11 protein-coding genes and 1 tRNA gene are annotated in these 15,420 nt (G+C 39.3%); 5 read left to right on the forward strand and 7 right to left on the reverse strand.

All coding sequences use genetic code 11. From position 1 onward, the window contains the following. The first annotated feature begins 214 nt into the window (after positions 1 to 214). The 3 genes from AKG39_RS16540 (at position 215) to AKG39_RS16550 (ending at position 4,595) form a co-directional block, all read left to right on the forward strand. Complete coding sequence (locus AKG39_RS16540; RefSeq protein WP_050741514.1) at positions 215 to 1,666, forward strand: trimethylamine methyltransferase family protein; 1,452 nt, start codon at positions 215 to 217, stop codon at positions 1,664 to 1,666. A gap of 61 nt (positions 1,667 to 1,727) precedes the next feature. Next, positions 1,728 to 3,008 (forward strand): MFS transporter, encoded by a 1,281-nt coding sequence (locus AKG39_RS16545; protein WP_083439627.1) that lies wholly within the window; start codon positions 1,728 to 1,730, stop codon positions 3,006 to 3,008. 63 nt (positions 3,009 to 3,071) lie between these two features. Next, positions 3,072 to 4,595: a BCCT family transporter gene (locus AKG39_RS16550; RefSeq protein ID WP_050741515.1), complete on the forward strand. Its 1,524-nt coding sequence runs from the start codon at positions 3,072 to 3,074 to the stop codon at positions 4,593 to 4,595. 151 nt (positions 4,596 to 4,746) lie between these two features. Here the strand turns inward: AKG39_RS16550 and AKG39_RS16555 are convergent, their stop codons facing one another. Continuing rightward, positions 4,747 to 6,147 carry a sigma-54 interaction domain-containing protein gene (locus tag AKG39_RS16555; protein ID WP_050741516.1) on the reverse strand — a complete coding sequence of 467 codons (1,401 nt, stop codon included), beginning with the start codon at positions 6,145 to 6,147 and terminating at the stop codon, positions 4,747 to 4,749. A 230-nt stretch (positions 6,148 to 6,377) separates the two neighbouring features. Further along, positions 6,378 to 7,007, reverse strand: a complete 630-nt coding sequence (locus AKG39_RS16560; RefSeq protein ID WP_050741517.1) for a cobalamin B12-binding domain-containing protein — start codon at positions 7,005 to 7,007, stop codon at positions 6,378 to 6,380. A 324-nt stretch (positions 7,008 to 7,331) separates the two neighbouring features. Here AKG39_RS16560 and AKG39_RS16565 point away from each other — a divergent pair, with 324 nt between their 5' ends. Beyond that, entirely contained in the window at positions 7,332 to 9,059 is a 1,728-nt protein-coding gene (locus AKG39_RS16565; protein ID WP_050741518.1) for a vWA domain-containing protein, read from the forward strand. A gap of 893 nt (positions 9,060 to 9,952) precedes the next feature. Here AKG39_RS16565 and AKG39_RS19445 read toward each other — a convergent pair. From AKG39_RS19445 to AKG39_RS16590, 4 genes are all read right to left on the reverse strand, one after another. Next, entirely contained in the window at positions 9,953 to 10,930 is a 978-nt protein-coding gene (locus AKG39_RS19445) for a lamin tail domain-containing protein (RefSeq protein WP_083439628.1), read from the reverse strand. 423 nt (positions 10,931 to 11,353) lie between these two features. After that, positions 11,354 to 11,429, reverse strand: a tRNA-Val gene (locus tag AKG39_RS16580). A gap of 51 nt (positions 11,430 to 11,480) precedes the next feature. After that, the gene (locus AKG39_RS16585) at positions 11,481 to 12,185 is read right to left on the reverse strand and encodes a GntR family transcriptional regulator (RefSeq protein ID WP_050741520.1); all 705 of its coding nucleotides are present in this window, start codon (positions 12,183 to 12,185) and stop codon (positions 11,481 to 11,483) included. 16 nt (positions 12,186 to 12,201) lie between these two features. Continuing rightward, positions 12,202 to 12,828 (reverse strand): cobalamin B12-binding domain-containing protein, encoded by a 627-nt coding sequence (locus tag AKG39_RS16590; RefSeq protein WP_050741521.1) that lies wholly within the window; start codon positions 12,826 to 12,828, stop codon positions 12,202 to 12,204. A 309-nt stretch (positions 12,829 to 13,137) separates the two neighbouring features. Here AKG39_RS16590 and AKG39_RS16595 point away from each other — a divergent pair, with 309 nt between their 5' ends. Further along, on the forward strand, positions 13,138 to 15,132 hold the full coding sequence (locus AKG39_RS16595; protein WP_050741522.1) for a fructose-bisphosphatase class III: 1,995 nt from the start codon (positions 13,138 to 13,140) through the stop codon (positions 15,130 to 15,132). 92 nt (positions 15,133 to 15,224) lie between these two features. On the opposite strand, the gene AKG39_RS16600 is transcribed toward AKG39_RS16595, so the two are convergent. Continuing rightward, a partial coding sequence (locus AKG39_RS16600) for a formate--tetrahydrofolate ligase (RefSeq protein ID WP_083439629.1) occupies positions 15,225 to 15,420 on the reverse strand: 196 nt, incomplete at its 5' end.

Genomic DNA, 15,420 nt, shown 5'->3' on the forward strand with positions numbered 1-15,420 from the left:
TTTTCCCCTTATTGTATCCTTTACTGTGAATTGATACCGACTCACAGATATTCTTATATCTATCATTATTATAATCTTTTGACTCAGCAACATCAATTCATTTTGGTATTTTCTTCGTAATTATCCCATTTTTTAAGATTTCTATAGCTGGCATGATAATTGCATTATAACTAAACGTAATAAACAATATTAAAATCATAAAGGAGAACAACAAATGTTAAAAGGAAACCTGTTTGACCAATTTTTTTCAAAAGACGATGTGGAAATGATTCATGAAAGTATTATGCGCGTATTAACAGAAATCGGTATTAAAATTGAAGATGAAGAGGCACTTGAAATTTTCAGAAACCATGGCGCAAAGGTTGACGGCGATCTTGTTTTTATTTCTCAAGAACTTCTAACTAAGACACTGTCGACTATTCCTGAAGCTTTTGAAATCGTTGGCATTGAAAGCAAATTAACCATTGGTATCGGCAAAGATTTGGTAGTGGCCCCCACCAATGGCTGTCCAACCGTTCAAGATTTTCAAGGAAACTTCCGCAGTTCCAATTCCGATGATCTTGAAAATTTTTATAAAATCATTAATACCAGTGATGTATACGGCATCTCCAGTATGGTATGTGCCGACATCCCGGGATTTGAAAATTCCCCGACTGAATCAGCAATGGCCCAAATGGCCATGTTAGCCAAATATTCCAGAAAACCCATGTACAATATTCTCGGGATCACACCCCATAATTATAAGGCCGGCAACGCAAAAGTAGGTTCCCGAGCCTGTATTCAATTGGTCAAAGAGTATATGGACAATCACGATGATTATGTATTATATAGTGGCATGTGTGTTCTTCCGCCATTATCTGTTGGTGGTGATGCCATTGAACATTATCTGGCCTTTGCCGAAGAAAACCAACCGGTTAATGTAACCACCTGCTCTATGTCAAACCTAACTGCTCCACCTTCCTTAATGGGATCCATCGTTGCCGACTTTGCCAATATGCTGGCAATTGCTGTTCTTATTCAACTAAAGGTGCCAGGTTTACCTGTTATTTTCAGTCCCTTTTCATCCATTGCCGATATGAGAGAAGTTCGGTTATGCACCGGTGCTCCTGAATTTATGCTTATCTGTCTTGGTCATCTTGCCATGGGCGACTATTATCGCATTCCCATGCGTACCGGTGGTTCTCTGGCCGACGGTTTCGATGCTGATTATCAGGCCGGTTGTGAAAGCACCTTGGGAGCTCTGGCTGCTACCTTAACCAACGCCTGTATTCTTCCTCATGCTTCTGGAGATTTATCAAACTTCAATCTCTTGAGCTATCCTAAGTTTATGATGGATGAAGAAATGCTGCGTTATATGCGACGACTTCGTGAAGGTGTTATGATATCCGAAAAGAAGGCAAATATTGATTTGTTAAAAAAAGTTGGTCCCCGTGGTAACTTCTTAAAAGGCAGAACCTCAAAAGACTACCGTGAAGAAACCTATCTGACAAGCCCAGTATTCAACCGTGGTGCCTGTAATGAAGATGGTCGTCTTAAAGCCGGTGACATTAAAGACCGTGCCAAAAAAATATTTGATGAACGTATTGCAAGTTATCAATTGCCGGACGTTACTCAAACACAAAAGGCTATTTTGAACAAACATCTTCCTAAGAAATATCAGTATTAAATCATTTTGCTGTTTAGGGCGAAAACAATCGCCCCTTTTCTAAAAAGTAGAGGAGACTACTATGAATAAAAAAGAAATAACATATAAAGAGCTCAGTAAATGGCATCGACTTTTACTGATTTTTATATCCGGCGCAGGAAGTGGTATTATTTACATCCCAATTTATATGAAAAATGTATTTTATGAACCCTTGTTGCTTGGCTTAAATATCTCAAATGCAGAATTAGGCTTTTTATCTGGGATGTATGGCATTATGGCGACACTTCTCTATATTCCATGTGGAATCGTCGCTGATAAAATAAGATTACGGACCTTGGCCTGGGTTGGATTTATCAGTACTTCATTATTGGTATTCTGGTATGCCTCCATGCCTTCTTATCTCATCTTAGTTCTTATCTTTGCCCTCTTTGCGGTAACAACCATCTTGCTTTTCTGGGGTTGTCGCTACAAATTATTGCGGTTTTCAGATTCTGAAGAAAACTATCCGGCGGTTGTTGGTTTTAGCTATGCCTTGTATGGATTAGGCGGCTTGTCAATTAATGCTGTGGCTTTAGTTATTTTTAATGCCACCCCTGACTATGTTATCGGCGTTCAGTATGCATTATTGTTTTTAGGCGCAGTTATTTTCGCTTTAGGGGTATTGGCATTCTTTGCAATTCCGCGTTTTGAGGGAGAAATAGTCACTGATCCCGATAAAAAATTCAATATCAATGAGATGCTCGAAGCCATGAAACATCCCGGGGTCTGGATGGCCAGTATTACTTTGTTTTTCGTCATGATTGTCTATATGGGCATGAATTATACGACGCCTTATATGACGGATGTGTTCGCAGCTCCTTTAACATTGGTAGGAATCATCGGTATGATTCGTTACTACGGTATTGCCCTGGTATCAGCACCACTCTTAGGAGGCATAGCCAAAAAAACCGGTTCACCATCAAAAACAATCTTAGTCGCAATGGCCGGTGCCGCTCTTTGTTGTGGATCTTTTCTGGTATTACCGCAAACTACCAGCTTTTTAATCACTGCAATTGTTATAATACTTGTGTTGGGCTTTTTAGCTAATGGTGCCTATGGGGTAGCTTCATCGGTATTAACCGAAACCCATGTCCCTCCGCATATTTTTGGTGCTGCAACCGGTATGTTATCCGTCATTGGCTTCCTTCCTGAAAGCTTTATGCATCAATTGTTTGGCAGTTATATTGATAAATATGCAAATGGCGGTTATACTATTATTTTTGGAATCTTAGCTGTCAGTGGTGTTTTAGCGGTCGGTTGTTGTTTTGCGACTCAGCTTTATCTTAAAAAATCAGCTGCCAAAAGATTAGAATTCACAGAATAATAATATAAAGCCTGCTTTTTTTCATAATTAAGCAGGCTTAGTATAATTCTTTGGGAGGTAATTTTGAATAAACAAAAAAATACAAATGTCGATAAATCAATGATAATCATTGTTCTAGGTTTTGTTTTATTGGTCTGTTTCGGATTATTTGCTGCTCCTGAAATTTCAAAGAAAACCATTAATGAGCTTAACAGCTTTATTACTGTGAAACTTGGATTTATTTATATTTGGATTGTCCTCATTTCAATTATTCTTTGTGTCTATTTAGGAACAAGTAAATATCGTAATATTAGATTAGGTGAAGGAAAAAAAGAGTACAGTGAGTTCTCCTGGGCTTCTATGATGTTTTGTGCTTCTATGGCTGCGGGATTTTTGTATTGGGGAAGCATTGAATGGGTTTTTCATTATATGGACCCACCCTATGGCATCATCCCCTTTAGCAGCACCGCTGCTGAGTATTCAACTACTCTTCCACTTTTTTATTGGGGTTTTTCAGCCTGGAGTGTATATTTAATTCCAGCGGTTGCCTTTGCTTTTATCCATTACAATTTAAAACAAGAAAAATTTGATGTCAGTAATGCCTGTCGACCGGTTCTTGGCGATCGTGTTGACGGCATCCTGGGAAAAATCATTGATATCTTTTTTTTATTTGGAATTTTAGGCGGCGTTGGTACCGCGCTTGGTATTGGATCACCCTTAGTTTCTGCCTGTTTAAATAAACTCTTTGGTTGGGAAGATACGAATATACTCCGTTTTGGTGTCATGGTTCTGGTAACCATTATTTTTACCATCAGCGCCTATAATGGAATTAAAAAAGGGATTAAAATATTAAGTGATATTAATATCTTTTTAATGCTGGCGACTATGGTCTTTTTATTTGTAGTCGGAAATACAGTTTTTATTATCAAGATGCAAACAACCTCCCTCGGAATTCTAATCAACCAATTTATTACTATGAGTACCAATATGGATCCCGTAAATAACAGTGGCTATACTGAAAGCTGGACGGTGTTTTACTGGGCCTGGTGGATGTCCTATTCTCTTTTTATGGGTTTGTTCATTGCAAAAATATCCAAAGGAAGAACCATTAAACAATTGATCTTCGGCGGTTTGGGTTATGGATTTCTGGGTTCCTTTACTTTTTTTTCCGTATTTGGAAATTACTTTCTGGATCAGCAACTCAGCGGTGCATACGAGATGGTAAAGGGTGTTCTTGAAAATGGCGGCCCCACAACCGTTGTGGATATTTTCAGTAAAGCTCCTTTTGGTTCTGTATTTGTTTTTGCTATTCTTATCACCTCAATTATTTCAATGGCCACTAATTTTGATTCCGCAGCCTATACTATGGCAATGGTTTCATCAAAAAAAATCCAACTGGGTCAACGCCCAAGTAAAGGTCTCACCATCTTTTGGGCATTTTGCCTCGCAGCAATTCCCATGTCATTAATGATTTTTGGCGGTTCCCTACTTGAACTTCAAACCCTATCGATTATATTAGCACTACCTACCTGTGGTGTTTATGTTATCCTCATTGTCAGTTGTTTTAAAATGTTAGAGACCTATTACCAAAACTCTCAAAGATTTTAACTATCCATTATTGAACTGGAGGGAACCAGCCGCTAGCCTTTTACCCTGCCAGTATTGGGATGCTTCAATTAATTATTTTTATTGGCAAATAATAAAAGGACGTGAGGCATTCCAATTTTAAGTTGGAATGCCTCCCGTCCTTTTAACTCCGTCACTTAATATCTTTGCAAAACTCACTCACCAGACGAAAAGCCTTTGAATGGCTGATATCTAAATCCTCCGCCACTTTTTTCATGCTTTTATGCTTTTTATACGACTCACGGATCAGATGTTTTCCAACACTTTCTAAGATATAATCATAGCTTTCTTTATACGTTTCCTCTACCATGGTAATCCCTTCCACAATAAATTCAGGAAGATCCCTTGCTTGAACTGGCCCTCCCGTTGATAAAAGAACCGTTCTTTCAATAATGTTTTTCAACTGGCGAATATTTCCTGGCCAGTCATATCCAATGAAAATAGCTACCACTTTGGGAGAAAATTCAATTTTTTTATTGTACATCTTATTATACTTCTTTAAAAAATAACACATGAGTGGAAGAATATCCTCTCGACGCTCACTCAATGATGGAATTCTAATATTTATTGTATTAATTCGCCAAAATAAATCCGATCGAAATTTCTTATCCGCTACCAGCTTTTCCAGATTCGCATTTGTGGCAGCGATAATTCGTATATCCACATATTTCATTTCATTTCCCCCAACGGGAATAAAACGCTTATTTTCCAAAACATCCAATAACTTTGCCTGAAGACTTGGAGCAAGTTCACCTATTTCATCTAAAAATAATGTCCCTTTATCGGCCAACTCAATTAGTCCAATTTTTCCTTTAGCGCTTGCCCCGGTAAAAGCATGTGGGGCATAGCCAAACAATTCTGATTCCAAAAGATTTTCAGGAATAGCCGCACAATTTATAGCCCAAAAAGCCTTATCTGCTCGATTACTGATTTTATGAACATATTCTGCCACTAATGTCTTTCCCACCCCTGAGTCACCGGTTAATAATATGGGCACATCTGATTTTGCAACACGTTTAAGAGTAATTAGAATCTTGCAGAAAATATAACTTTGTCCAACAATCTTGTCTCCGGCTTCATCTATTTCGGGAACCAGTGTGTGTCTTTTGGATACAGTTGGTTCAATTTTTCGCCAAGTCAGATCATAATCGACTGGCGGCTCATTGGCAACAGCGACCACCATTTCAATTTCGTCATGTTCATCTAAAATGGGAGTCAACACAGTAGAAATATTTTTGCCAATCAGAAGATAGTTTTGCTCCACAAAAATCGTCCGTTTCTCTTCCATACACAAATCAAGTGCACTAGGCGTCCATTTTCCCTTTCGAAAAGATTCACTATCTTGACCAACCATTTCTTTAGGATTTACTCCATAATGCCTTAATGAATTGGGATTTGCATACATAATCTTTTTATTTTTATCGGTTACATAAATATCAGAGAAGCAATTCTCTAAAATTTTTATATACACTTCCTTAGGAAGCGAATTAAGGTATTCCATATATTCTTTATCATGATCAAAACAATTTTTCATTGATACTCTCCTATGATTTTCCAATATGCTTTATACCTTATTATACTATACTTATTAGCAAATCGCATCTATAAGTAATGCAACCCTATAATTCTTTGAGTGCCTTAACTTGCCTGCAAAAAAAGATAAAAGGGAAAGAAGCCACTTCTTTCCCTTTTATCTTTACATATGTTCTTGTGAAAACTATATTGAGCAATACTTCGTAATATTATATCAAATAATTAAAAGGCTTATGCCCATGCCTGACAGATTTTCACGCCTTCAGCCGCATTGGTTGTGAATTTATCCGCACCGACAAATTCGCAGGATTCTTTGGTGACAGGATTCCCACCAATAATAACTTTGGCATCAATACCGGCAGCTTTAAGAGCATCTACGGTTTCTTTCATAGAATCAATAGCAAGTGTCAGCACGCCACTCATCCCAATGATCATCGGATTGCATTCTTTTGCTTTTTCAACAAAAACTTCAGGAGCAACATCAATACCTAAATCAACCACTTCAAAGCCAGCTGCTTCTGACATGCTTTTGAAAATATTTTTGCCAATATCATGTAAATCACCGTGTACAGTTCCAAGAATAATGGTTCCTGCAACAGCATTTTCCTGATTTCCCAAAACAGGTTTTAAAAGATTGATCGCTTCTGTTAATAATTCGCCGGCGAAAATCAAATCTCCAACAAAATATTCGCCTTTTTCAAAGAGATCTCCAACGATAGCCATACCACCCTGACATGCCACAACAGCTTCCTGTGCATCTGCTTCAGTCGGATTGGTTTCTACAAATTCGTTTAACAGGTCCAGTACATCTTCTTCTTCCAAATCTCCAACAGCTTGAGTCAATACTTTTAAATCCAACATTTCTTATACCATCCCTTTTTTAAATTTCGATTATTTAAAATAAAAATACATGTGTAACATGTGTGTACATGTTTATAATCATATGATACACCCTTAACTTATTTTTGTCAAGTAAACGCTTCCACTTTTTTTTATTTTATAGCTTACCATCGTTTTAATTAAATATTTATGCTCTTTACTTTGTTGCCATCTTACTATAAGCTATCTTTAAATAAGCTGCTTAGTTGGCTTTTGGGATAAACGAAAGCGTAACTCATTCAGAAAAAATTGCACCTCCTGTTGCAAGGCCAAAATAATGGATGATAAAAAAGAAAGGACGGCATTATGAAAGAAACTTTTCGATGGGAATATGAAGATTTTGAATTTGATAATCGGGTTAGCAATCTCATGTGGACCGTTTGTGGTGATTATAAGGCTAAAATTTCAGCTGACGAAAAAAGTGCCACCTCTAAAGAGGTTGCCCTGTATCACGGTATCGCAGCCGGTTCCCGCCGAAAATATCTGGATTGGCCTACCATTAACGCCTACTATTCGCATCGCATCCAACATGGGTATGATCGCATAGTTTTGCTGGCACTCATCCAAATGGGCGGCGATCTTCTCTCATTTAGGCAAATGATTGATGAGCGACCCGGTATTTTTGATATCCGCCAAAGGGCATTTATTCAAATTTCTCAGACAAAAGTCGATTCTCCCGATGCGCCTTTAATCCAGCTCGTAGATTACCTGCTCTCAAAACGACTTTCCGGCGTAAATTATTCCATTAGTCCTGAGGTGGATCAATTTTGTGATGCCATTGAAAGTTTGGCAGATCAGACAAACACATTAAACTTTCTCGAAAAAGTCGATAGCCTTTATAAAGACTATTATCATCCCAATTACAGTCGATCTTTTAGTAGCCTCGATTTTTTGGAAAAACAGACATTGAATGAAGATCTTGAAACAACCATTGCCTCGATGCTTGATCATCTTACCCAAAAAAACGATAATCAAATGGAGACATCAGGCATGACTGATATTGCAGATGCTGAAGTTGTTTATATTAACCCTGAGGCCATGGAAAATATTCAGCATCAGGTTATTCATTATTATGGGATTCCTTACCTAAAGGCTTATACCACTAAAAAAATGCAAAATCGCTTGTGCCGCGGCGTTCATTTGGATTGCAAGTTACATTTTACAGATGGTGTTCTGAGAAGCGGTTCCGACAGTGCCTTTCAACAAAAATATGCCCACCGGGACAAACAAAAGAACTTAGCAGCTTTCCGTCTTAATTTTCCTGTCTATCGCCAGAATATTTCCCGCCTTCGCGACGGACTTATTCGAACCCTCACAAGTGAACGCAGCTCCTACTCGGTTCCCAGTACCCAGGGAAAGATTGTTGCCAACCGTGTTTGGCGGGTGGGCCGAAGTCCTCTCCCCAAGATATTTGAAAAAATCGAAAGTAATAACAAAGGGGATTTTGTGGTGGACCTTCTCTTGGACAGCAGCAACTCTCAGCAAAGCCGGGAACATCTCGTATCTATTCAAGCCTATACTGTTGCCCAAGCCCTCACCGAAGCTGGCATCCCTTGCCGGGTGAATGGCTTCTCATCTTTTTTAAATTATACGGTTATTAAGCGATTTCGAGATTACGATGCCCTTTCCCAAGACAACGAAAATATTTTTGAGTACTCTTGTCTTGGTAGCAACCGCGATGGTCTTGCCATTAAAAGCATTTGCCATCATTTATCTCTTCGCCCGGAAGAAAATAAAATTCTTATTATCCTAAGTGATGGCAGACCCAACGATATAAAACTTATTCCAAAGGAAAACGCCAATCAATTTAGGGGTGAAACAGCCTACACCGGAGGTATTGCCATCGGGGACACCGCCAAGGAAGTCCGAAGAGCGCGGCAACAAGGTATTATGGTTTTAGGCGTATTCACCGGACAGGACAGCGATCTATCTTTTGAAAAGCTAATCTATGGTAAAGATTTTGTCTATTCAAAAAACATTCATCATTTTGCTGATGTGGTCATGACTTATTTAAAACGTATTATCTGTCAATAATTTTTTCAAACATCACTGAAATCAAACCTTTATATATTTGAATTTTTTAAAAACAAAAACAACTGAACCCTATTAAAGGACACGGTTTTATTGCCGTTGATGAACACAGCCATTCAACCTGATTTTCCATTAAAAACGGCAGGCTTTCAACAGGCTTTTCTACTTTGAAAACCGCATGAACAAGGGGGAATTTCGCGTCCGGGAAGACAAGTTGAGCCACACCATTAACTAATTACGTAAATCACGTGATTTACGTGATTTATGTGATCTTTATCCAGACCATTGGCATCATAAAAGCGCCAAACGATTTAAGGAGGAATATCGAATACATAATCATATTGGGAATCGCCAAGCAGCAGCATAGCGGCATTGGTAAGTTTTGCATCTCTCATTAATTTAAGTTTTGTCAAAAACTCCGCATCACTCATACCTTTTCATACCTGCAGCCGGTTTCTATCCGATTTTACATTTCCAACAAACGGGACCTTTTTGATTTAGGCCCCATTTGTTGGATTTTCTGTATGTGTCATTATAGTTTTCAGAAATTAAAAATAAAGAAAAACTAACACCCAATAATTGTGTCCGGCAGAACGAAGGCAAAGGCAGCAACCGCTTCTTTAGCCTGGGGTCTAACGACAGCGTAGGCCTAATGCACAAGACCTATAGGCGGTGAAAGCAGGCACGAAAAAAGCCTCGGGCGTTAAGCTTGGAGGCGCGGGTAGAAGACAAACGTATTGCGGGCACGGTGAGAGCGGAGCGGCCACGGGGCCAAGACCTGACGAACGTATTGCCAACAAAAAAAAGCAAGCCCCGGGCAATTTTTTTTCTAAAATTGCCGGGAGCGTGGGCATAGGGTTACCGCATTTTAATAGATTGGCGCTCCTGTTTTATCTTTAATCGTTATAGGTATCAACCAATTCACCGCTGCGATCATATAACTCAGCTGGGTCGCTATTACTGTTGTTCCAGGTACCGCCACCCTCCAACCAGTGAAAATTGATCCCTGAATTATTGGCTGAATCGCCAATCTTAACCGCAGCACCTGGCGCTAAACTAAACGCTGGAAAGGTGAACGACTGATTCCCTAAAATTGACACAATTTTCCATCCGGTCAGGTCCACCGCATTCGCACTTGCATTTTTGATCACAATATATTCGGCCTTTTTATCCAGTTCACTAATGGAAATGCCCGTATTTACCGCATCATTTTGAGTGGTAATGCCCAGTGCATTATTCACGTCATCGGGATTGACATTATCAAACTCATCATGAATCACATTTCTCTTTAAGGTGTAGGTATAACTATAATGACTTGGTATCTGGGTCGATGTGTTTGGATACGTAATTAACGCCGTAAAATCGCTACAACCACCAGCATCGCGAATGACCTTTTCCATATACGCCTGATCGCCATGCCGATTCAGGGTACTCTCTTGTGGTGTGATATTATAAGCATTTGACACACCACCCAGTGAATCGGCGATGACATGGCCCTCATCCAGGGTTAGGCTTTCAACGCCAGGTACTTTTGCTTCATCGGAATAATATCTTCCCGTTGCCAGAACCGGTTCCTTCGCATCATCCTGTAAAATAATTTCGGCGGCCGTTACCTTAATCAATTGCCCATATTCATTGGTAAAGGCATAATACTTGCGATCACCAAAGCCAATATCAACAACCACATTCGGCTCGCGTTGTCCCGATTGATCCCCACCATCGACTTCAATCATTTGATAGCCTGCAAAATCCGCTTCATTTTCCAGCGCTGGGAAATTGCAACCGGTAAATACAAATATAAATAGGAGTATCAGCGTCAATACAGCTGCTTCCTTCTTTAGCCGGTGTTTACATAAATCTCTAATTTTAGCCATTTTTCGCTCCTCCTTATAAAGTTATCTTTTTTACACGACACAACCGCACCAACAGTTATTTTTTATTTTCGTGTCACTTCATTCTATATGAAAATTCGAATAACTACAATAGCCGAGCAACACAGCCAGTTGATTGCTTCGGTAATCGTACCGTCGACTCCACCTAGGCAGTCCTTACTGACTAGATACGAACAGAGTCCCTGTCCCAGTCAATGGAGTCAAGTGTCATTCCAGCAATATAAATATTATGCTGGGAACCTATACCCATGTTCCGGAAACCCAAAAAATAAAAACAGCATCACTGATTGATGCCATTTATGATACAAAACCACTATTAAATATCGTTTCTATTGATTAATTTTTGGTTAATTCTCTAACTTTGCCATTGTATCTTGTATTACGAATGGCGTTCTTATGCAAAAGTGGTGATCCCGACTGGACTTGAACCAGCGACCCCTACCATGTCAAGGTAGTGCTCTTCCAGCTGAGCTACGAGATCACTTTTACTGCTTGGTCATTCTACACTATTAATCACAAAAAGTAAAGTCTTTTATAAGGTCGTTTCTGCAGTTAGCGTAAAATAATTTTTTTTGATATAAAACTCATTATAGCTGATGGGCATATTATCTTCCACTGAAATAATATTTTGAGCCACTAAAAAGCAGCTTTCATCATTATCTATTTTTAAATTATCGCGAACTTCAAGAGGGGGGTGTACCAAATCGATATTAAGGATTTTCTTAAGCTGAAATTGCATCTTCCCCTTTTCCATGGTTCCCTGGAAATTCGCAAAGTTAATCACATCCTCAACAATGGGATTCCCCTTTTGATAGGGCAAAAATATAGTAGAATACTGAACAACCTCATTTTTTATCCATACTGATTTTTGAATTTTTATAACCTTCTCAAAGGATCCGATTTTCAGCTCTCGCATGAGTTTTCGCCCCGGGGTTATAACGCCAACGCTTACCAGCTTTACCTCTTCCACCTGGCCCTTTAGACTATCAATTTCATCAAAGTAAAATTGATAGTGGTTTGATGTGGGTTCACACACATAATTGCCTTTTCCGGGAATGGTATAAATGTATTTTTCATTAACCAATAATGCCAAACTTTTTCTCAAGGTCGTCCGACTGACGTCGAATTGTTCTGACAGTTCATTTTCCGACGGCAGCAAATCCCCTGGCTTCAGTATGCCTTTTTCGATTTTTCCTTTAATATCATTAACAATATCAAGATATAAAATTTTTCGCATCATCTGTCACCTGCCATTATACAAGCCACTTTTTGCAAATTTTCACACCTTCAATTGCATCGCTTGAAAAATCATCCGCACCAACATATTTGGCATAATCGGCTCCTGCCAGGGCACCGCCTAAAATAATTTTCAGATCATCACGCAGACCTTGTGCAATAATTTCGTCAATTACTTCTTTGATGTTTTCAACAACGGATGTCAATATCCCACTGATTCCAAGAATGGCGGGCTTTTCTTTTTTAATCATCTCTATGAATATTTCAGTGGATACATCGGTTCCTAAATCGATGACTTGAAAACCTTCGGATCGCAACATACTGATAAATATGTTTTTGCCCACATCATGGATATCGTCAAAAACCGTTCCGACTACAATTTTTCCCAAAGAACGTCCGCTTAAAACCTGATCGCTTTCCATTCCCATCATTTTAAAAAGGTTTGATACCAATTCTCCGGCCATAATGAGGTCCGCAATATAATACTCCCCTTGTTCATAGCGTACCGCCACCTGCTGAAGAGCGAAGTTTAATTGATTTGCTATTTCCTTTTTATCTTTTCCGGATTCAATATCCGCAGCAACCAGTGCTATTGCCTTTTTTTCATCAATGGCTTCTACCGCTGAAACTATCTTTGTCTCCATCCTTATTTCACCTATTTATCTATAATCTATGGATATCTAAAGCCCCTTATCTTTTTTCTCTGAAAATCATTCCCCACAAAGCCTATTTCATTTGCGCTGTTCACTCTATTTCTTGTTGTAATTTATTGTCTTTTTATTGTACCCGCTTCTTTTTTCATCACATTATTTTCTATTATTTTATCATGGAAAGAGGTTTTTGTCTTTAATTTTACAGGATATTTTTTAATGGCTTTTTAATCTTTTCAAGTGTATAATCAAGTTGAAAAGGTTTGCTTAAATTTGCTAAAAGATTAGAAAAAGAGGTCAGTAATGAATAATTATACTAAATCACAGCTTCAGGAAAATAAGAAATATTTGGAACTTCTTTCCCAAAGCTTTCCAAACATAAACAATGCGGTTGGTGAGGTGGTGAATCTAAAAGCCATTTTAAATTTACCTAAGGGAACTGAACATTTTTTAACAGATATTCACGGTGAACATGAAGCTTTTAATCATGTCATGCAAAATGCCTCAGGTGCCATAAAACGAAAAGTCCATGACGAATTGGATAATACCATCGCTTTTGAAGAACTAGAAGAGCTTTCGACGCTCATTTATTACCCTGAAGAAAAAATTGACTTGATCAAACGGGTGAAAACAAAAGAGTCTTTGGATAACTGGTACAAGCTTACGATTTATCGCTTGGTAAAAGTTTGTCGGGCTGCTGCTTCAAAATATACCCGATCCAAGGTAAGAAAAGCCCTTCCCAAAGACTTTGCCTACATTATGGAAGAACTTCTTCAGGAAGACGAACATCGCTTTAATAAAAAAGAATACTATCATGCGATTATTGAAAGTTTAGTTGAGCTCGATCGGGCTCAACACTTTATCGTTGAGATATCCGCTGTCATTAAGCGCTTAACCATTGACCACCTTCATATTATTGGTGATATTTACGATCGCGGAGCCGGGCCGGATGTGGTGATGGATACCCTTATGCGCCACCATTCAATGGACATGCAATGGGGAAACCACGATATTCTATGGATGGGTGCTGCTGCCGGCAATGCCGCCAGTATTGCCAATGTGGTTCGGATCGCTTTGCGCTACGCCAATATGGATGTGTTGGAAAATGGTTACGGCATTAACCTTTTACCTTTGGCCTCCTTCGCAAACCGCATCTACGCCGAAGATAAATGTCAGCAATTCATGCCCAAACTTACGGATACCCAGGGTGTCTCTGACCAGGAAGTCACTCTGATGGCAAAAATGCACAAGGCCATATCGATTATCCAATTTAAACTCGAAGAAGCTCTCATCGATAATCATCCGGAATATGAAATGGAAAAGCGTCAGCTTTTACGAGCCATCGATTTTGAAAATGGCACCGTAACCGTTGAAGGTGCCGTTTATCCCCTGAATGATACCCTGTTCCCGACATTGGATCCCAAGACCCCATGGATCTTGAATGAGGAGGAAGCCTTGGTGGTGGATCGTTTGGTTTACACCTTCCTTCACAGCGAAAAACTTCAAAAGCACATTCGCTTTATGTATGCCAAAGGCAGTATGTACAAGGTCTATAACGACAACCTGCTTTTTCATGCCTGTATTCTGATTGACAATGATGGCAGTTTCAAGGTGAAAAAAATTGGTGACAAAGAGTATTCCGGCCAAGCGCTCATGGATAAATATGACCAGATGGCCAGAGAATCTTTCTTTGGAAACGCGTCCAACGACCCCGACCACACCGGAACCGACTTCCTCTGGTATTTATGGTGCCATGTCGATTCGCCTCTTTTCGGAAAAGATAAGATGGCTACCTTTGAACGCTATTTCATTGATGATAAAACTCCACATAAAGAGCATTATTCGGCATTTTATACCCTCATTGACGAGGATGATACGCTGGCTAAAAAAATTCTGGTTGAGTTTGGGGTTGACCCCGAAGAGGGTCATCTGATCAATGGGCATATTCCGGTAAAAACAATTTCCGGTGAAAGTCCGATCCGTGCCAATGGGAAACAACTGGTTATTGACGGTGGCTTTGCCCGGGCTTATCAAAAAACAACCGGGATTGCGGGCTATACCCTGACCTACAATTCCTATGGCCTGATTCTCATCAGCCATGATCCTTTTGTGTCTGTCGAAAAAGCTATTTCCGAAGGCCTGGACATTCACTCCACCCTGGTGGTGGTTGAGAAAACCCTCAAAAGAAAACGGGTCCGGGATACCGACAACGGCAAGGAACTTATGAATCAGGTGGCCGATCTTGAAATGTTGATTTCTGCCTATCGTAAAGGTATTATCAAGGAAAAATTGTATTAAAACAAAAAAATGCAATCAGAAACTTTCCATTTTCACCGAAAGTTTCTGATTGCAAACAAATTAATTTAACTTAGATCTTAAACTGGTGATTTTTAGAATAATCCGGAAATCACGCCGTTTTCATCCACATCGATTTTTTCAGCTGCGGGAACTTTTGGCAGTCCTGGCATTTTCATGATATCGCCTGTTAATGCCACGATAAAGCCGGCACCGGCAGAAATATTACATGAACGAACGGTGATTTTAAAGCCGGTTGGTCGGCCAAAAACTTTGCTGTCATCGGTTAAT

Source organism: Acetobacterium bakii (genome assembly GCF_001263355.1).
In the GTDB taxonomy this organism is placed as follows: Bacteria; Bacillota; Clostridia; order Eubacteriales; family Eubacteriaceae; genus Acetobacterium; species Acetobacterium bakii.